The following is a 17,595-nucleotide window of genomic DNA, read 5'->3' as shown; positions in this document are numbered from 1 at the left end:
AGACAGAAGCCATGTCCGCCCTTCTCCTTCCGACACCGCCGGCCGAGGCAAACGAGGCGATGCTGCGCTCGGACACCGACATGGCGCAAAGTCGGAAGACGGCAGTGCGGCTCGACAAGATCGGCGTTTCCGCCGCGCTCCTTCTGTTCGGAGCCCTCGCCTTCCTGCCCTTTGCGACCGCGAAGGCCAACCGAATCGTGCCGGGCGTCGCGAACAGCTTCACGGCGTCGCTGCCGTCCGGCACCGGCGCCGTTCTCCTTGCGATCCTCGTTGCCTTCGCTGTGCTCGGCGCCGTTCGCCTCGGGCCGACGCTGCGTGTCGGCGTCGCGCTCGCCGGCCTTGTGACCCTGCTTCTGGCGATCGGCATCGCGCCCGGCGTCCTCGCCGCACCAGAAAATCCCTATGCGCGCGTATCGCCCGCATCGGGCTTCTGGATGGCGCTCTGCGGCTTCGCGCTTCTCTTCACCGACGCGCTCACGCGGCTGCGGCCGGGTCCGGTTCTGCGGCTGGTGCTTCTGGCCGCCATCCTCTTCGTCATCGGTGCCCTCCTGGCCACCGGCCATTTCGACGGCCTGTCAATGATGCGCGAATACGCCGTGCGCGCCGGCACCTTCTGGTCGGAGGGCGCCCGGCACCTCGCACTGGCGTTCGGCTCCATGGCCGTCTCGGTCGCGCTCGGCGTTCCCTTTGCGGTGCTGGCCTGGCGCATGGAGGCCCTACGCGCGCCGGCGCTCGCCGTCCTCAACGTCGTCCAGACCGTGCCCTCGATCGCGCTCTTCGGACTTCTGATCGTGCCTCTCGGCTGGGTGGCGCTGCATGTGCCGGGCGCCTCGGCGCTCGGCATTCGCGGCATCGGCGCCGCGCCGGCGCTGGTCGCGCTCGTCCTCTATTCGCTGCTGCCCGTGGTCGCCAACACGCTGGCTGGCCTTGCCGCGGTGCCCGATGCCGCGCGCGACGCTGCGACGGGCCTCGGCATGACACGGCGCCAGCGCCTCCTCGGCGTCGAACTGCCGCTCGCCCTCCCCGTCATTCTCGCCGGCATCCGCATCGTCCTCGTGCAGAACATCGGGCTCGCGACCGTCGCCGCGCTGATCGGCGGCGGCGGGTTCGGCGTCTTCGTGTTCCAGGGCCTCGGGCAGAATGCCACCGACCTCGTGCTCCTCGGCGCTCTCCCGACCGTGGCCCTCGCCTTCGCCTCGGCAACGGTGCTCGATGCGGCCATCGACTTCGCCTCCATTTCGCCCAAGGGGACCGCGTCATGATCGAGATCCGCCGCGTCACCAAGCGCTACGACGCCGGCCCCGTGGTGGACGACGTCTCGCTGACGATCGAGCCGCGCACGGTGATGGCGATCGTCGGGACCAGCGGCTCGGGCAAGACGACCCTGATGCGCATGATCAATCGGATGATCGAGCCGACATCGGGCGAGATCTGCATCGACGGCACCGACATTCGCTCGGTGCCCGGTCCGCTGCTTCGCCGCCGTATCGGCTACGTCATCCAGAACCACGGCCTCTTCCCGCACCGCACGGTGGCGCAGAACATCGCGACCGTGCCGCGCCTTCTCGGCTGGAGCGAGCGTGAGATCGGGGCGCGGGTGGAGGAGCTTCTCGAACTCTTCCAGATGCCCGCGCGCGAGTTCGCCGACCGGCTGCCGCAAGAGCTGTCCGGCGGCCAGCAGCAGCGCGTCGGTGTCGCCCGCGCGCTCGCCGCCCGGCCCAACATCCTCCTGATGGACGAACCGTTCGGCGCGCTCGACCCGATCATCCGCGCCAAGGCCCAGAGCGACCTCGAGGCGCTGCAGAAGGCAACCGCGACGACGATCGTGCTCGTCACCCACGACATGGAAGAGGCGATCCGCCTCGGGCATCGCATCGCCGTCATGCGCGCCGGGCGCGTCGTCCAGTGCGCGACGCCTTCCGAAATCCTCGCGCGTCCCGCCGACGGCTTCGTCGAGGAGATGGTCGGCAGCGGCGACCGGGCGCTGCGACTCCTCGCGGTGGAGGACATCGACGGGCTTCTGGAACCCGGCGAGGCGTTCGGCGCGCCGCTTGCCCGCGGACTCAACCGGCGCGATGCCTTGGCTGAACTCCTCTGGTCGGGCCGTGAGTCGGCTCCGGTGCTCGACGAACGGGGCATTCCGGCCGGCATCATCCGCCGCGATGCGCTGATTCAGAGCGCGGCGCGCCCGGCGTGAGCCTCGCCGCTCCCATCGCACGCACGCTGGCGCTGGCCCTCCTGGCGGCGGTCGTGCTGACGCCGCAAACCTTCGCGCCGCTGCTGCAGCCGTTGGTGAAGAACGGCGCCCCGGCGATCTACACGCAGACCAGCCTTCTGGCGCTCACTGTCAGCCATCTCGAACTCGTTCTGGCGTCGATCCTTGCCGCCTTCGTGGTGGCGACCGGGCTCGCGATCCTGGTGACGCGGCGCTTCGGCGCCGACTTCCTCCCCCTGTCGCGCAGCATCGTCAATGTCGGCCAGACCTTCCCGCCGGTCGCCGTTCTCGCGCTCGCCGTGCCGGCTGTCGGCTTCGGTCTCGCGCCGACGCTCTTCGCGCTCTTCCTCTACGGGCTCCTGCCGATCTTCGAGAACGCGGTGGCCGGCCTCAACGCGGCGGGCCCCCCGGTGATGGAGGCCGCACGCGGTGTCGGGCTGACGCCGTGGCAGCGGCTCTGGCGGGTCGAGCTGCCGCTGGCGCTGCCGCTCATCGTCTCCGGGCTCCGCCTCTCCGTCGTCGTCGGTCTCGGCACCGCGACGATCGGCTCCACCGTCGGCGCGCCGACGCTCGGCGAAGTCATCATCGCGGGGCTCCTGTCCGGCAACACCGCCTTCGTGGTGCAGGGCGCGGTGATCGTCGGGCTTCTCGCCGTGCTCGTCTTCGACGCCCTCTCCCTTCTGGAACGCCGTCTCTCTCTGCCGCGTCGCGGCTGACCCCCTCCCCCCGTATCGAGGACCCGTGGCATGACCATCCAGCCGCAACGCATCCGCATGCTGAAAGAGGGCGAGCCGCGCGAGGACGGCGCCTATGTCCTCTACTGGATGCAGGCGGCCAAGCGCGCGCACGGCAACCATGCGCTGGAGTATGCGATCGACCGGGCCAACGAGCTCGATCTGCCGCTGGTCTGCGTCTTCGGGATGACAGACGCCTTTCCCGACGGCAACGCGCGGCACTACCACTTCATGGTCGAGGGACTGGCCGAGGTGGAGGCCGATCTCGCCAAGCGGCATGTGACCTTCCACGGCGCGCTCGGCGACCCCGACGAGATCGCCCTCCGGCTGTCGAAGAAGGCCGCGCTGACCGTGTGCGACCGGGGCTATCTCCGGATCGAGAAGGAGTGGCGGCGCAAGCTTGCGAAAGCCATCGACTGCCCGCTGCACCAGATCGAGACCGAGACGGTGGTCCCTGTCGAGACCGCCTCGCCCAAGCACGAATACGCCGCGCGCACGCTGCGCCCGAAGATCCACAAGCTCTGGGACGAGTTCCTCCAGCCCCTGTCGGAGCGGCGGGTGAAGCACAAGCAGGCCGCCGATGTCCCGAAGTCGAAGCTCGCCCTCTCGGACCCTGCCAAGCTCGTCGCCTCGATGAAGCTCGACCACAAGATCGGCGCGGTCACGCGTTTCCGCGGTGGCCAGGGCGAGGCGCGCAAGCGCCTCAAGGCGTTCCTTGGAAAGTCCTTCGCGACGTACGGCACCGATCGCAACCGGCCGGAAGCGGCCGCCGCCTCGCACATGAGTCCCTACCTTCATTTTGGACAGATTGGGCCGCTGGAGATCGCGCTGGCCGTCCGCGAGGCCAAGACAGGTGGCGACGAGGACAAGGCGTCCTACCTCGAGGAGCTCATCGTGCGGCGCGAGCTGGCGGTGAACCACGTCTTCTACGAGGAAAAGTACGACGACTACGCCTGCCTGCCGGACTGGTGCCGCAAGACGCTAGGCGAGCACGCCAAGGATAAGCGCGAGCACATCTATTCCGAGACGGAGCTCGCCGCCGGCGAGACGCACGATCCCTACTGGAACGCCTCGATGCGCGAGATGCGCGAGACCGGCTACATGCACAACCAGCTGCGCATGTACTGGGGCAAGAAGATCCTGGAATGGTCGGCTTCGCCGGAGGACGCCTTCCGCACGACGCTGCGGCTCAACAACCGCTACTTCCTCGATGGGCGCGACGCCAACTCCTTCACCAACGTCGCCTGGCTTTTCGGCCTGCACGACCGGCCGTGGGGCAAGCGGCCGGTGTTCGGCAGCATCCGCTATCTCGGACCGGCGACGCTGAAGAAGTTCGATGCCGACGCCTATGTCGAGACGGTCGACAAGCTGGCGAAGGCCGAAGCCGACCGCTGACGCCTCACCACTCGATGGGCTTTCCGTCATAGGCGACGAAGCACCCGCTGCGCTCGGCCGGCAGGGCGTCGAGCGCGGAGAGGAGCGCGGCGGCGGCATCGTCGGGGTTCAGGCGGTCGTGATGGGCCGCGAAAGGCTCCGACAGGCGCGTCGCGACGGTGCCGGGATGAAGCGCCGCCAGCACCGCCTCGGGGCGCTGACGCGCCACCTCGATCGCCGCCGTGCGCACGATCTGGTTCAACGCGGCCTTGGCAGCACGGTAGGAGATCCAGCCGCCAAGGTGGTTGTCGCCGATCGATCCGACGCGCGCGCTCAAGGTACCGAAGAGCGAGCGGCGGCCGCGCGGCAGGCGCGAAGCGAAATGCTTCAGGATCAGCGCCGGGCCGATCGCGTTGACGGCGAACTGACGCGCCATGCCGTCCGGCTCGATGGCACGCAAGGCCTTTTCCGGCCCGTAACCGCCGAGCTGAAGGCCGCCGGTCGCGTTGAACAGGAGATCGAAATCGCCGCTGCCGAGACGCTCGGCCGCCGCTGCGATCGAGGTCTCGTCCTCGAGGTCGAAGCCGTCGCGCCGCGACAGGCCGACGGCCTCGCCGCAGCGCTCGTCCGCCTGCAGGGCTTGCAGAACCGCGCTGCCGATGCCCCCTGTGGCGCCGAACACGAGAGCCCGATAGCCCGTCTGCAGCGATGGCAGCATCCTGGTCCTCCACGCCCACCCAATGCCGATGGCTGCGCTGGAACCGCGCGCCGCATGGTTCGGTTCCTGCGACCAGACCGCGCGAGGACACCCATGGCCAAGATGCGCCGAAAGGCCGACCTGCCGCAGAAGACCTGCCTCAACTGCGGACGCCCGATGGTCTGGCGCAAGGCCTGGGCGAAGACCTGGGACGAGGTGCTCTACTGCTCCGACCGCTGCCGCGCCGAGGCCAAGCGCCGCCGCGCCGGCGACCTCAGAGAAACGACGTCGAATCCTTGAGGAGCACCGCCGCGCAGAAGGCCGCGTTGGCGACGAGCAGGCAGAAGACCGCGAAGGACCCAAGATCCTTGGCGTGTTTGGCAAAGGCCGAGAACTCCGGCGACACGCGGTCGACGATGAGTTCGATCGCCGTGTTGACGGCCTCGATCGCGCCGAGGATCGCCAGAAGAACGAGTTGGATGAGAAAGGCGGCCGTGGAGGCGCCATGGAGCGCCAGAAGCACGACGAGCACCAGTCCGAACAGGATCTCGTGCCGGAAGGCCGGCTCGCGCAGGAGCCGCCGCCCGCCGTTGATCGAATAGCCGGCCGCCGCCAGAATGTGCTCGATGCCCTTCAACTTGGGGGGCGGGAGGCCGGCGGACGTTTCGGGATCGGACATGGGGGAGGTGCTCGAGGGGTTGAGTCGGCAACTCGCGCGACGCACAAGCCGCGCTACGGCAGGCGAATGGCGAGAGAATGGCTTTCGACCGACCTTCGACCCGTTTCGCATTCCCTTCTCTAGTCGATGCATCGCCCCTTGCCGCACAACTCGTCGTGTTCGGGTTGCCCGGATGGCTGCCTCCCTCCTTCTACCGAGTTGCAGCTTCCGCTCCGATCTGCTAGGCCTGCGCCAGCATCAAGAGTTGGACCGATGTCCAACGCCAACCTGCCGTCCGGGCAAGGTGGCGCTCCGCAAGGAGGATGTGGCCGCACCGGCAACCAATCGGAGCCTCGCCATATCTTGCATATCGGTCCCGCGACGACTGGCGGAGACACGAGTTTGCCCGACGCGACGACCGCATCCCACCCTCTCGCCGACGCTGGCCGCGAAAGCCGTTTCCTCGGCCTGTCGCGGCATCCCGGCACCGGCCATGCCAAACGGCCGGGCGAAATCTGGATGGTATTCCACGATGACTGGGCGGGCATCTATCGTCTCGATCCGCGCGACCGCCGCACTGTGTTCCTCGAGCGTGCGCTTGACGGCGACCGGCGGAACGAAGGGATCGACTGGGCTCTCGAAACCTTCGCGATCGATCGCGTCGAAGAGCGCGTGCGGTTCGCGGCCTGACCGCCCGGTTCAGGCAAAGCGCCGCGCCCCGGCGACGCAGGCGACGACGCCGAGCGTGACGGCGACCATCGATGCCGGCACCGGCTCGCCCAGCACGAGCGCGGCCAGCGAAAGGCCGAAGAACGGCTGGAGAAGCTGCAATTGGCCGACGCCCGCGATGCCGCCCCTTGCCAGTCCCCGGTACCAGAACACGAAGCCGATCAGCATCGAGAACACCGAGACATAGGCAAGGCCGGCCCAGGCCGGCGCCCCGACCGTGGAGAAGCTGGCAGGCGTGGTCCAGGCGAGCAGCCCGAGCATCACCGGCAGCGACAGGACCAGCGCCCAAGAGATCACCTGCCAGCCGCCGATCCGGCGCGACAGTCGCGCGCCTTCGGCATAGCCGAGGCCGCACACGGCGATGGCAGCCACCATGAAGCCGTCGCCCTGCCAGGAGCCGCGCCCGCCCTGGGCAACCGCGAAGCCCGACACAAGGAGGGCACCGAGGCTGGAGAAGAGCCAGAAGGCCGGCCGTGGCCGCTCGCCCGCCCGCAGGACGCCGAACAGGGCGGTCGCCATCGGCAGGAGGCCGATGAACACGACCGAGTGGGATGCGGTCACCGTCTGCAGGGCGAGCGCGGTGAGTAGCGGGAAGCCGACGACGACGCCGAGGGCGACGATCGCGAGACCCGGCAGATCACGGCGTTCCGGCGGCCGCTGGCGAAGCAGGCCGAGGAGACCGGCGGCCAGAACGGCCGCGATCGACGCCCGCGCCGATGTCAGGAACAAGGGCGGTAGATCCGTGACCGCGACACGCGTGGCCGGAAGTGAACCGCTGAAAATGACCACTCCGAGAAGTCCGCTTCCCCAGCCCGCCACCGATCTCATCGCAACGCCCCGCCGACTATTCAGGCCTTTGGCGTAACCCGTCGCCGCTTCGCTGGAGGAGATACAGAAGGCATACAATTTCTTCGAACCGTATGGTTTATCGGAATAGTACGGTTGACGGCAGGAGGGCGGCGATGGGTCGACGCACGGACGAGGTGATGGATGCGGTGCGCGATCGCATCGCCGCTCGCGGGCTTGCCGCGGGCGACCGTTTGCCGTCCATTCGCGCGCTCGCCACCAGCCTCTCGGTTTCGCCGTCGACCGTCGCGGAGGCCTACGAGCGCCTGGCGGCGGAAGGCGTGGTGCGGGCACGGCCGGGCTCCGGCGTGTTCGTCGCGCGCAGCCCCGCGCCGCGACCTCTCACGACCGCGCGCGGCGATGCGGAGCGCGCCATCGATCCGTTCTGGGTCTCGCGCCAGTCGCTCGACGCCGAACCGGAGGCAGCAAAGCCCGGATGCGGCTGGCTACCGGCCGACTGGATGCCGACCGAGGCGCTGCGCCGGGCCCTGCGACGAGCCGCGCGCGCCGGGGACGCGGTCCTGACGGACTACGGTTCCGCACGAGGCCATGCACCGCTTCGCCAGTTGCTGGCCCGGCAGTTCGCGGCGGAAGGCCTCGACGTCGGGCCTGATGCGGTGCTGCTGACAGGTTCTGGCACACAGGCGCTTGATCTGATCTGCCGTCTCCTTCTGCGGACCGGCGAGACCGTGCTGGTGGATGATCCCTGCTACTTCAACTTCCGCGCGCTCCTGTCCGCCCACCGCGTCACGGTCGTCGGAGTGCCGATGACACCCATAGGCCCGGACCCAGCCTCGTTCGCAGAACTCGCGGAACGTCACCGGCCGCGCCTTTACGTGACCAACTCAGCGATCCACAACCCGACCGGCGCCAGCCTGTCGCCTGCGGTGGCCCATCGCGTGCTGGCCGCGGCAGCCGCCTACGACATCGCCATCGTCGAGGACGAAATCCTGGCCGACTTCGAGCCGGAGCCGACACCGCGCCTTGCCGATCTCGACGGCCTGGAGCGCGTCCTTCGCATCGGGTCGTTCTCCAAGACCCTGTCGGCATCGGTTCGCTGCGGATACATCGCGGCGCGGCTGGACTGGATCGAAGCCCTCACCGACCTCCAGATCGCGACGCAGTTCGGGGCGGCAAGTCCCGTCTCGGCCGGCGTCGTCCACGACGCGCTCGCCGATGGCGGCTATCGCCGGCACATGGAGGGCGTGCGCCGACGGCTCGGCCGGGCGCGCGGGGAAGTCGCCCGGCGTCTCGCGACGATCGGCTTGCGCCTGTGGACGGTTCCGCGCGGCGGCTTCAGCCTTTGGTGCGAGTTGCCGGAGGGCGGAAGCGCGGCCGACCTCGCTCGATTTGCAGCCGGGCGCGGGGTGGTGCTGGCGCCTGGCGACGTGTTCAGCCCTTCAGGCAGGGCAGGATCGATGATGCGCTTCAACGTGGCGCAGATGTCCGACCCACGCGTCTGGGAGACCGTTCAGAGTGGGTTGGCGCATGGAGGCGAGCGTTAACCGGCCGAGCGAAGCCTTGCGTCCGTCTGGCTGAGCGCGAGGAAGGTCCGGGGGTTGACCGGGCGGCTGTAGAGATAGCCCTGCCCCATGTCGCAGCCCTGTCCCAGCATCAGCGCATGCTGCTCGACTGTCTCGATACCTTCGGCAATGACCTCGATCCCCAGCCCGTGCGCCATCGAAACCAGCGCCTGCGTGATGGCGCGGTCGCGCTCGCAGACGTCGGCACCGCTGACGAAGGCGCGGTCGATCTTGATCTTCGTCACCGGATAATCCCGCAGCATGGAGAGCGAGGCGAAGCCGGTGCCGAAATCGTCGAAGGCGAGCCCGACGCCGAGATCGCGCAGGCGATTGAGCTGCTTCAGGATGCGCTCGTCGGATTTGAGGATCGTGTTCTCGGTGATCTCGAGTTCCAGCGCCTCCGGCGGCAGGTCGTGACGCTCCAGGGCACGGGTGACCTCGCCGACGATATCACCGGACTTGAACTGCAATGCGAAGAGGTTGACCGCGATGCGGAAGCCGGGGAACGGCCCGGCTCGCCATGCGGCAGCCTGCCGGCACGCTTCGTCGACGATCCAGCCGCCGACGGAAATGGCGAGCGCATCCGCCTCGATCATCGGAAGGAACGCGCCGGGCGCCAGCACGCCACGCCGGGGATGGATCCATCGCAGGAGGGCTTCGGCGCCGCAAAGACGGCCGTCCCGTAGTGAGACTTGCGGTTGGTAGTAGAGCTCGAACTGGTTGTCGGCCCAGGCGGCGGCGAGTTCGGTCCTCGCCAGACCCTTCTCGACGATCTTCAGCCGCAGGTCGGGCGTAAAAAGCTCCGTCCGCCCTCGCCCGCTCCTCTTGGCCTTGTAGAGCGCAAGGTCGGCGTCGCCGAGCAGGCTGTCAGGCGTATCGTCGTGACCGGAACAGGCGACGCCGATGCTCGCGCTGATGCTCACCATAGCGTCCTCGATGGTGATCGCCTGCTCGATCGCGTCGATCAGCGTTTCACCGAGCCAGGCGCCCTCCAGCGGATTCGCGTCATCTTCGATCAGCACGACGAACTCGTCGCCGCCCATCCGCGCGACGAACTGCCCGTTCCGCGCCTCGGATCGCAGGCGGGCCGCGACCTCGGCAAGGACCTGGTCCCCGGCAAGGTGCCCGAGCGTGTCGTTCACCTCCTTGAACCCGTCGAGATCAACGAGGAGAAGCGTGATCTTGCGTCCTGCCTCGACAAGGGCGGCCAGACGCCGGTCGAGACTCGACCGGTTCGCCAGACCCGTCAGATGATCGAGCATCGTCGCGCCGCGCAGGCTCTCGGCAAGGCGCTGCCGTTCGCTGTCGTCGCGGATGATCGCACCGAACCGGCGCTCACCGCCCTCCATCCACTGCGACAGGGAAAGTTCGATGGGAATGTGCGTGCCGTTCTTGTGCAGGCCATGAAGCGTGACCGAGCGTCCGATAAGGCTCGTCGGCCCGTTACCGGCCACACGCTCGACGCCTGCCCGGTGCGCAGCGCGGTTGCCCATGGGGACGATGATATCGAGGGGCTGGCCGATCGCCTCCTCGGCGGTGAAGCCGAAAAGCTGCTCGGCGCCCGCATTCCAGGCCACGATCCTGTTGCTGGCGTCCGCGGCGACGATGCCGTCGGGCGATGTGGTGGCGATACCCTCGAAGACCGATGGACGGTCGACCTCCACCGTGCGACGCGCCCAGTCGAACTGCCGCCCGAGGAAGCTCGCGAGTTCGCGCATCACGCGCGTCTCGACCGCACCGAACTCTTCGACCCCCAGCGAAAGTACGACGGACAGACAGCCCGCCAGTGTGTTGTCGGAGAGACGGACCGGCGCGTGCACGACGCACTGCCGGAACCGGCCCCTCCCCCTCGAAGCCTGGACGTCGCGAAACAGGAGGTCCTGGGTGTCCTGGAGCTCGCGTGGCATCACTCGCAGGGCACACCCGGAGAGGTCGGAGGTGCCCGAACGATGGACGCGCTTCAGTTGCTCGCCGTCCAGCACGCAGATCTCGACAAGGGAGGCGCAGAGCACCGTCCTGGCGAAATCCGCGCATTGCAAGAGCTGGCTTCGGTTGAAGGTCGCGATGCGGCCAGCCAAGGCTCGTGACGTGTCGTTCTGGTGTTCCATCGTTTCCCGTGCGGTGCGTGGCACAGATCGACGGTCACGTTAGCCGTGAAAGGTAAAAAGGAATCGAAAGGTCGAAACCGGAGGTTATCTTCCGCGCGGTGCAGAGGCGCCAAGCCGATGCCGGAAACGACAGGGGCAGGCCCATCCGGCGCCCGCCCCTTCGCGTTCTCGCACAGCTGTCGCCCGCAGGCGATCAGCCGATCTGCTTGAGCAGTTCGTCGAGCGACTTCTTGGCGTCGCCGTAGAACATGCGGGTGTTCTCCTTGTAGAAGAGCGGGTTCTCGATGCCGGAATATCCGGTGCCCTGCCCGCGCTTCGACACGATGACGCGCCGCGCCTTCCAGACCTCGATCACTGGCATGCCGGCGATCGGCGAGTTCGGGTCTTCCTCTGCTGCCGGATTGACGATGTCGTTGGCGCCGATGACGATCGCTACATCCGTCTGGGGGAAGTCCTCGTTGATCTCGTCCATTTCGAGGACGATGTCGTAGGGCACCTTGGCCTCGGCGAGGAGCACGTTCATGTGGCCCGGCAGGCGGCCGGCGACCGGGTGGATCGCGAAGCGCACCGTCTTGCCCTTGGCGCGAAGGCGGCGGGTCAGTTCGGAGATCGAGCCTTGCGCCTGCGCGACCGCGAGGCCGTAGCCCGGCACGATGACGACCGAGTCCGCTTCGTCCAGCGCCTGCGCGACGCCGTCCGTGTCGATCGCGACCTGCTCGCCGGTGATCTCCTGCGCCGGACCGCTCGTGCCGCCCCAGCCGCCAAGGATGACGGACACGAAGTTCCGGTTCATTGCGCGGCACATGATATAGGAGAGGATCGCGCCGGACGAGCCGACCAGCGCGCCGGTGACGATCAGGAGATCGTTGCCGAGCGTGAAGCCGATCGCGGCTGCCGCCCAGCCCGAATACGAGTTCAGCATCGAGACGACGACGGGCATGTCCGCGCCGCCAATCGCCATGATGAGATGCCAGCCGAGCGCGCCCGCGAGGATCGCGACGAGGATCAGCGTCCAGATGCCGGCGCCGTTGAAGTAGACGATGCCGAGGATGAGGGCGACGACGACGCCGGCGAGGTTGATCGCGTGGCGGTTGGGCAGGACCAGCGCCTTGGAATCGAGGCGGCCCGACAGCTTGCCGTAGGCGACCACGGAGCCCGTGAAGGTGACGGCGCCGATGAAGACGCCGAGGAACACCTCGACGCGCATGATCGCGAGTTCCACCGGCATCTTGGTGGCGAGCGTCGCGGCGAATCCGGTCAGGAGGTGGTCCGTCCCGGTGGCGATGGCGTGGGCGACATGGGCGGCTTCGAGATCGGCGTTGAAGCCGATGAAGACGGCGGCAAGGCCGACGAAGGAGTGCAGCGCCGCGACGAGTTCGGGCATCTGCGTCATCTGCACGCGGCCGGCGAGCCAGCCGCCGACAAGGCCGCCGACGACGATCAGCGGCACGACGAGCCAGAGCACGCCGACCGCCGGCCCGGTGATGGTGGCGAAGACGGCCAGCGCCATGCCGACGATGCCGTACCAGACGGCGCGCTTGGCGCTTTCCTGGTTCGATAGCCCGCCGAGCGAGAGGATGAAGAGGATGGAGGCGACGATATAGGACGCGCCGACGAGACCTGGGCTCATGGGTTCGACCTCCTCAGCTCTTCTGGAACATCTTGAGCATCCGGCGCGTCACCATGAACCCGCCGAAGATGTTGACCGACGCCATCAGGATAGCGAGCCCGGCAAGGAACGAGACGAACCAGCCCGACGTGCCGACCTGCAGCAGCGCGCCGAGGATGATGATCGACGACACGGCGTTGGTGACGGCCATCAGGGGCGTATGCAGCGAATGCGAGACGTTCCAGATGACGTGGTAGCCGACGAAGCAGGACAGCGCGAAGACCACGAAATGCTGGAGGAAGCTCGGCGGCGCCGTCAGCCCGATCAGCATCAGGAGGATCGCGCCACCGGCGAGCAGCATGACCTGGCGCTGGCCGGACTTCCGGGCGGTGAGCGCCTCGCGCGCCGCCTTCTCTGCCGCCGTTTCCTCGACCACCTTCTTGGGGGCCTGCTTGGCGATCGCCGCAATCTTGGGTGGCGGCGGCGGATAGGTGATCGCACCCTCGTGCGTTACGGTCGCGCCGCGGATGACGTCGTCCTCCATGTCGACCACCGGCACGCCGTCCTTCTTCGGCGTCAGGTCGTCCATCATGTGGCGGATGTTGGTGGCAAACAGCGTCGAGGCCTGGGTCGCCATGCGGCTGGGATAGTCGGTGTACCCGACGATGCGCACGCCGTTCGGCGTCTCGACCACCTCGTCCGGCACGGTGAGGTCGCAGTTGCCGCCGCGCTCGGCAGCCAGATCCACCACGACCGAGCCGGGCTTCATCAGCGCGACCATGTCCTCCAGCCAGAGCTTGGGCGCATCGCGGCCAGGAATCAGCGCCGTGGTGATGACGATGTCGACTTCGGGCGCTTGGGCCCGGAAAAGCTCGAGCTGCTTGGCGCGGAACTCAGGAGACGACGGGGCCGCATAGCCGCCCGTCGCCGCGCCGTCCGCCGCGTCGGCGAAGTCGAGGAACAGGAACTCGGCACCCATCGACTGGATCTGCTCGGCGACCTCGGGGCGCACGTCGAAGGCCCGCACCTGCGCGCCCAGCGACTGCGCCGTGCCGATCGCGGCAAGACCCGCGACGCCGGCGCCCAGCACCAGCACCTTGGCGGGCGGCACCTTGCCGGCCGCCGTGATCTGGCCGGTGAAGAAGCGGCCGAACTGGTTGCCGGCCTCGATCACCGCGCGGTAGCCCGCGATGTTGGCCATGGAGGACAGAGCGTCCATCTTCTGCGCGCGGCTGATGCGCGGCACCATATCCATCGCGAGCACCGTCGCGCCCTTCGCACGCAGCGCTTCCAGAAGCGCCGTGTTCTGCGCGGGGTAGAGGAACGAGATCAGGATCTGTCCGGAGCGGACGAGCTCGACCTCGGCGTCCTCCGGCGGGCGAACCTTGGCGACGATGTCGGCCTCGGCCCAGAGCGACGCAGCGTCGTGCACGACCCGCGCGCCGGCTGCCGCATAGGCCTCGTCCGAGAACCGCGCCGCATCGCCGGCGCCGGTTTCTACCAGGCATTCGTAGCCGAGCTTCTGCAACCGACCGACGCTTTCCGGCGTCAGCGCGACGCGCCGCTCGCCGGCAAAGCGCTCCTTCGGAACTCCGAACTTCATTCTGTTCCTCCCCTGTCGGCCGGACTATTGCCCGTCCTGCAACAGTCCACCAGTGATTCGCTGCGGCTGAATTGCATCAGCCGCGCGATCGTCTTGAGCTGCAAGAAAACCCGCCGGATGGTTTGAACCCGACGGGATAGGCCAAGCCGGTGTCGCCCCTAGGCAGGCGCCGGCCTCAATGAGCCGACAGCTCGATGACCCGCCGCTCGGCGATCGAGCGGTTGCCGGCCTCGGCCAGCTCCAGCGCGCGCAGGCCGTCGCGGAAGGTGACGGCCGGCGGCTTGCCCGCCTTCAGGTTGGCGAAGAAGCTGTTCCACTGCGCCGCGTAGGCGTCGGCGTAGCGGTCGAGGAAGAAGGTCGAGAGCTCGGAGCGCGCGTCGGTCGTGTCGGCGAGATTGACGCGAAGCTCGTCCCTCAAGGGGTTCTCGGCGCGCAGCGAGCCCTTCTCGCCGAAGGCCTCGATCCGCTGGTCGTAGCCGTAGGCGCAGCGGCGCGAGTTGAGGATCTGGCACTGGACGCCGGACGCGGTGCGCATGACGACGCTGACGCTGTCGTGGTCGCCCACCTCGCCGATCGCCGGGTCGACCAGCACCGAGCCCGTCGCGAACACCTCGACCGGCTCCTCGCCCAGGATGAAGCGCGCCATGTCGAAGTCGTGGATCGCCATGTCCTTCAGGATGCCGCCCGAGCTGGCGAGATAGCCGATCGGGGCCGGCGCCGGATCGCGGCTGATGATGGTGAGGTTCTCGATCTTGCCGATCGCACCCTCGGCGAGGCGCTCGCGAAGCCGGGCGAAGGTCTTGTCGAAGCGGCGGTTGAAGCCGATCTGGACGCGGTCCGCGGCCGGCCCGATCTTGTCGAGGCACTCCAGCGCACGGGCGACCGACAGGTCGATCGGCTTCTCGCAGAACACCTCCTTGCCGGCCGCAACGGCCTGGACGAGATAATCCACATGGGTGTCGGTCGGCGTGGCGATCGCCACGGCCTCGACGCTCGGATCGGCCAGCGCCTCCGCGACGTCGCCGTAGATGCGCCCGCCGAAGCGCCCGGCAACGACCTCGGCCGACTCGCGGCGCAGATCGTAGACGCCGGCAAGCTCCGCGCCCGCTCCCTTGATGCCACGGGCATGGACTTCCGCGATGCGACCGGCACCGAGCAAGGCAACACGCATGATGTGATTCTCTCGACTGGCCGACGCGTCGGCACGTTTCCACCCGCACGCCTCCCGGCGTGCCCGGCAAACGGTCTAGTGTCGAGCCGTTGGGCGCGCAATGGCCTGCGACCGCGTCCCGCAACGAAGGCGACACGAGGACGGAGCGCGGCCGCAAGCCTCGACCGCTTTGGCGGCCGAACGGTCCGCAACGCGACCGGCAAGGCAAGACCGGTGGGAGCACGCTGATGTTATGAGACATCGATCGTTGGCTGGGGCGCCTGGAACAAAATCCAACAAATACTAAGCGCCTCAAATTCAATAAGTACCTGTTGAAATTGACCCTTTTAGGCTGAAACCGGTACACACGGCTGGGACACAGGACTGAATCGCAGGGCTTCCATGACGCAACCATATCGCATCGGCGCAACGTACTATGTCCGTGTTCGCGTGCCACTCGATTTGGTTGAGATCGTTGGCTCGGAGTACCGTAAGCAAAGCTTACGGACGAAGGACCGTGACGAAGCCAAGCGCCGCATGTGGCCGATCCTTGAGCAATGGAGCCACGAGTTCGACGACCTTCGAAAGCGGCGAGACCTCACGACCGAAGATCGCGCTCATGCCGCCTGGGACCACTTCGCCGGAGCAATGGAGCGCGACGAGATCGCACGCCAGCACATGCCAACACCCGACGATATCGAGAAGGCGAAAGGCGAAGCCTTGGCGACGGTCGAAGCGAGGGGTATCGATCCGAGCAATCAACTTGCTATGCTAGACGTGATCGCGGACTTCCTCGTCGTGAAAGGCCGGAGGAACTTCGACGCCCATAGTCGCAAGGTGAAGCTGGACACCCTCCGGCGCCATCTGACCGAAGGCGAGTTCGCCTTGATTGCCGACGAGGTTGACGAGTTCATTCGTCGAAATCGCCTTCTGACAAAGCCGGGCTCGTCGGACTACGCGGACCTCGCTCGCCGCATGATGCGTGCCGAAATTCAGTACCTTGAACGATCGTTAGAGCGCGATGCGGGCGACTACTCCGGCACGCCGAAAGACCCCGTTGTCGTTCCGCCGTCCGGCCCGGCCCGCGAGTTCGCAGCCAAAGGCGAAGAGATCATGACGCTCTTCGAGACCTACGCGAAGGAAAACCCACGCGGCATCACGGCCGACACGCTCAACCAAGCGCGCCGGGACATTGGGACGTTTGTCGATCTTCACGGCAACAGCTTCCCCGTCAGCCGGATCGACAAAAAGGCCGTCCGCGAGTGGAAAGCGCTTCTCATGAAATTCCCGGTCAAGGCGTCGGAGACAAAAGCCTTCGCCGGCATGTCGATCGACCGGATTGTGAAAGAGAATGAGAAAGTCGGTAAGCCGGTCCTGACGCCTCGGACAATCAATCGCTACTTGTCGAGCCTGGGCGCCTTCTGCACATGGCTCGTTGCCCACGGGTATCTCGAAACGAACCCAACGGCAGACATGGCGCTTGCGAAAGAAAAGAAGCGAAGCACGTTCCCCTTCACGCAGGATCAGCTAACGAAGCTCTTCTCGTCGCCGCTCTTCACCGGCAGTCAGAGCGCCGACGAGTGGGCCGGCATCGCCAAACCGGGAAACTGGATCATTCGCGACCATCGCTTCTGGGTGCCGCTCGTGATGCTGTATTCCGGCGCTCGGCCGGCAGAGATCGCGCAACTCGCCGTTGCTGACGTTCGGGAACAGCACGGCCGATGGATCATGCATATCACGACGGAAGGGAACGGCGAGAAGAGCGTGAAAACGGCGGGGTCTATGCGCGTCGTGCCGGTTCATTCCGAACTCATTCGGCTCGGCTTCCTGAAGCATCACGCCGCGATGAAGGATGCAGGCGAGACGCGCTTATTCCCCGAAGCGAAGCGCAACTCACGTGGCCAGATGATAGCCGAGTTCTCGCGCGAGTTCGGGCGCTACCTCACTCGCATCGGCCTAAAGAACGGTCGTGGCTTGTCGCTCTACAGCTTCCGTCACGGAGCGGCCGACGCGCTACGCAGAGCTGGGTATCTAGACGAGGCTTTCGGATTTATCCTCGGTCACACGAAGGGGAGCATGACGGGAAGATATGGCACACTTCCGCAGGGGATGCTGGAACAGCGCGTTGAGCTTATCGAGGCGATCGCTTATCCTGGCCTAAACCTTTGCCATTTGCATTAACGGGATACCACCGACATCGCCTAGAAATCACCTAGGCTTTGAGCACATCTCGTGTCGCGATCTTCGCTACAATCCTCTCAAGAACCTGAACGCTGCTTGTAACTGCATCCGTGACGACCTCGCTCGTCGCAGACCCAGAGTTCTGGCACCGCATCGTTCGCCCGGCCG

15 protein-coding genes and 1 riboswitch are annotated in these 17,595 nt (G+C 67.1%); of the genes, 8 read left to right on the top strand and 7 right to left on the bottom strand.

Annotated features, from left to right (window positions below):
- The first annotated feature begins 59 nt into the window (after positions 1 to 59).
- Genes ACLNGM_RS11390 through ACLNGM_RS11375 form a run of 4 tightly spaced genes read left to right on the top strand, consistent with a single transcriptional unit; the run spans position 60 to position 4,344 of the window.
- Positions 60 to 1,262, top strand: a complete 1,203-nt coding sequence (locus ACLNGM_RS11390) for an ABC transporter permease (protein WP_416358431.1) — start codon at positions 60 to 62, stop codon at positions 1,260 to 1,262.
- On the top strand, positions 1,259 to 2,197 hold the full coding sequence (locus ACLNGM_RS11385; protein ID WP_416355006.1) for an ABC transporter ATP-binding protein: 939 nt from the start codon (positions 1,259 to 1,261) through the stop codon (positions 2,195 to 2,197). The genes ACLNGM_RS11390 and ACLNGM_RS11385 overlap by 4 nt, the downstream gene beginning before the upstream one ends.
- Entirely contained in the window at positions 2,194 to 2,931 is a 738-nt protein-coding gene (locus ACLNGM_RS11380; protein ID WP_416355005.1) for an ABC transporter permease, read from the top strand. Before ACLNGM_RS11385 ends, ACLNGM_RS11380 begins: the two co-directional genes overlap by 4 nt.
- A gap of 30 nt (positions 2,932 to 2,961) precedes the next feature.
- Positions 2,962 to 4,344: a deoxyribodipyrimidine photo-lyase gene (locus ACLNGM_RS11375; RefSeq protein ID WP_416355004.1), complete on the top strand. Its 1,383-nt coding sequence runs from the start codon at positions 2,962 to 2,964 to the stop codon at positions 4,342 to 4,344.
- 4 nt (positions 4,345 to 4,348) lie between these two features.
- Here ACLNGM_RS11375 and ACLNGM_RS11370 read toward each other — a convergent pair whose 3' ends face one another.
- Positions 4,349 to 5,041, bottom strand: coding sequence for an SDR family oxidoreductase (locus ACLNGM_RS11370; protein WP_416355003.1), 693 nt, complete (start codon positions 5,039 to 5,041; stop codon positions 4,349 to 4,351).
- Positions 5,042 to 5,134: 93 nt separating this feature from the next.
- Here ACLNGM_RS11370 and ACLNGM_RS11365 point away from each other — a divergent pair, with 93 nt between their 5' ends.
- Positions 5,135 to 5,320 (top strand): DUF2256 domain-containing protein, encoded by a 186-nt coding sequence (locus tag ACLNGM_RS11365; RefSeq protein ID WP_090960781.1) that lies wholly within the window; start codon positions 5,135 to 5,137, stop codon positions 5,318 to 5,320.
- On the opposite strand, the gene ACLNGM_RS11360 is transcribed toward ACLNGM_RS11365, so the two are convergent.
- The gene (locus ACLNGM_RS11360) at positions 5,295 to 5,699 is read right to left on the bottom strand and encodes a diacylglycerol kinase (RefSeq protein WP_090960784.1); all 405 of its coding nucleotides are present in this window, start codon (positions 5,697 to 5,699) and stop codon (positions 5,295 to 5,297) included. The genes ACLNGM_RS11365 and ACLNGM_RS11360 overlap by 26 nt on opposite strands.
- Before the next feature lie 229 nt (positions 5,700 to 5,928).
- A riboswitch (SAM-I-IV-variant riboswitch) is annotated at positions 5,929 to 6,033 on the top strand.
- Positions 6,034 to 6,080: 47 nt separating this feature from the next.
- Here ACLNGM_RS11360 and ACLNGM_RS11355 point away from each other — a divergent pair.
- Complete coding sequence (locus ACLNGM_RS11355; protein ID WP_416355002.1) at positions 6,081 to 6,368, top strand: hypothetical protein; 288 nt, start codon at positions 6,081 to 6,083, stop codon at positions 6,366 to 6,368.
- Between the two features lie 9 nt (positions 6,369 to 6,377).
- On the opposite strand, the gene ACLNGM_RS11350 is transcribed toward ACLNGM_RS11355, so the two are convergent.
- The gene (locus ACLNGM_RS11350; RefSeq protein WP_416355001.1) at positions 6,378 to 7,235 is read right to left on the bottom strand and encodes a DMT family transporter; all 858 of its coding nucleotides are present in this window, start codon (positions 7,233 to 7,235) and stop codon (positions 6,378 to 6,380) included.
- Positions 7,236 to 7,369: 134 nt separating this feature from the next.
- Between ACLNGM_RS11350 and ACLNGM_RS11345 the strand changes: the two genes are divergently transcribed.
- Positions 7,370 to 8,758, top strand: coding sequence for a PLP-dependent aminotransferase family protein (locus tag ACLNGM_RS11345; protein WP_416355000.1), 1,389 nt, complete (start codon positions 7,370 to 7,372; stop codon positions 8,756 to 8,758).
- On the opposite strand, the gene ACLNGM_RS11340 is transcribed toward ACLNGM_RS11345, so the two are convergent.
- The 4 genes from ACLNGM_RS11340 to iolG all read right to left on the bottom strand — a co-directional run bounded on the left by ACLNGM_RS11340 (position 8,755) and on the right by iolG (position 15,267).
- A complete protein-coding gene (locus tag ACLNGM_RS11340; protein ID WP_416354999.1) occupies positions 8,755 to 10,884 on the bottom strand; it encodes a putative bifunctional diguanylate cyclase/phosphodiesterase in 2,130 nt (709 codons plus the stop codon). The two genes, ACLNGM_RS11345 and ACLNGM_RS11340, sit on opposite strands and share 4 nt — an antisense overlap.
- 193 nt (positions 10,885 to 11,077) lie before the next feature.
- Positions 11,078 to 12,514, bottom strand: a complete 1,437-nt coding sequence (locus ACLNGM_RS11335) for an NAD(P)(+) transhydrogenase (Re/Si-specific) subunit beta (RefSeq protein ID WP_416354998.1) — start codon at positions 12,512 to 12,514, stop codon at positions 11,078 to 11,080.
- 13 nt (positions 12,515 to 12,527) lie between these two features.
- Entirely contained in the window at positions 12,528 to 14,096 is a 1,569-nt protein-coding gene (locus ACLNGM_RS11330; RefSeq protein ID WP_416354997.1) for a Re/Si-specific NAD(P)(+) transhydrogenase subunit alpha, read from the bottom strand.
- A gap of 175 nt (positions 14,097 to 14,271) precedes the next feature.
- Positions 14,272 to 15,267 carry an inositol 2-dehydrogenase gene (iolG, locus tag ACLNGM_RS11325; RefSeq protein ID WP_416354996.1) on the bottom strand — a complete coding sequence of 332 codons (996 nt, stop codon included), beginning with the start codon at positions 15,265 to 15,267 and terminating at the stop codon, positions 14,272 to 14,274.
- A 381-nt stretch (positions 15,268 to 15,648) separates the two neighbouring features.
- Between iolG and ACLNGM_RS11320 the strand changes: the two genes are divergently transcribed.
- On the top strand, positions 15,649 to 17,427 hold the full coding sequence (locus ACLNGM_RS11320) for a DUF6538 domain-containing protein (protein WP_416354995.1): 1,779 nt from the start codon (positions 15,649 to 15,651) through the stop codon (positions 17,425 to 17,427).
- Positions 17,428 to 17,595 lie beyond the last annotated feature (168 nt).

This window comes from Aureimonas phyllosphaerae (assembly GCF_047943035.1).
GTDB classification, from domain to species: Bacteria; Pseudomonadota; Alphaproteobacteria; order Rhizobiales; family Rhizobiaceae; genus Aureimonas; species Aureimonas phyllosphaerae.
This window is presented reverse-complemented; position numbering and strand designations above follow the sequence as displayed.

Coding starts and splice junctions, on each gene's coding strand:
- ACLNGM_RS11390 (WP_416358431.1), top strand. CDS start 60: ATGCTGCGCTCGGACACCGACATGGCGCAAAGTCGGAAGACGGCAGTG.
- ACLNGM_RS11385 (WP_416355006.1), top strand. CDS start 1,259: ATGATCGAGATCCGCCGCGTCACCAAGCGCTACGACGCCGGCCCCGTG.
- ACLNGM_RS11375 (WP_416355004.1), top strand. CDS start 2,962: ATGACCATCCAGCCGCAACGCATCCGCATGCTGAAAGAGGGCGAGCCG.
- ACLNGM_RS11370 (WP_416355003.1), bottom strand. CDS start 5,041: ATGCTGCCATCGCTGCAGACGGGCTATCGGGCTCTCGTGTTCGGCGCC.
- ACLNGM_RS11365 (WP_090960781.1), top strand. CDS start 5,135: ATGGCCAAGATGCGCCGAAAGGCCGACCTGCCGCAGAAGACCTGCCTC.
- ACLNGM_RS11360 (WP_090960784.1), bottom strand. CDS start 5,699: ATGTCCGATCCCGAAACGTCCGCCGGCCTCCCGCCCCCCAAGTTGAAG.
- ACLNGM_RS11350 (WP_416355001.1), bottom strand. CDS start 7,235: ATGAGATCGGTGGCGGGCTGGGGAAGCGGACTTCTCGGAGTGGTCATT.
- ACLNGM_RS11345 (WP_416355000.1), top strand. CDS start 7,370: ATGGGTCGACGCACGGACGAGGTGATGGATGCGGTGCGCGATCGCATC.
- ACLNGM_RS11340 (WP_416354999.1), bottom strand. CDS start 10,884: ATGGAACACCAGAACGACACGTCACGAGCCTTGGCTGGCCGCATCGCG.
- ACLNGM_RS11335 (WP_416354998.1), bottom strand. CDS start 12,514: ATGAGCCCAGGTCTCGTCGGCGCGTCCTATATCGTCGCCTCCATCCTC.
- ACLNGM_RS11330 (WP_416354997.1), bottom strand. CDS start 14,096: ATGAAGTTCGGAGTTCCGAAGGAGCGCTTTGCCGGCGAGCGGCGCGTC.
- iolG (WP_416354996.1), bottom strand. CDS start 15,267: ATGCGTGTTGCCTTGCTCGGTGCCGGTCGCATCGCGGAAGTCCATGCC.
- ACLNGM_RS11320 (WP_416354995.1), top strand. CDS start 15,649: ATGACGCAACCATATCGCATCGGCGCAACGTACTATGTCCGTGTTCGC.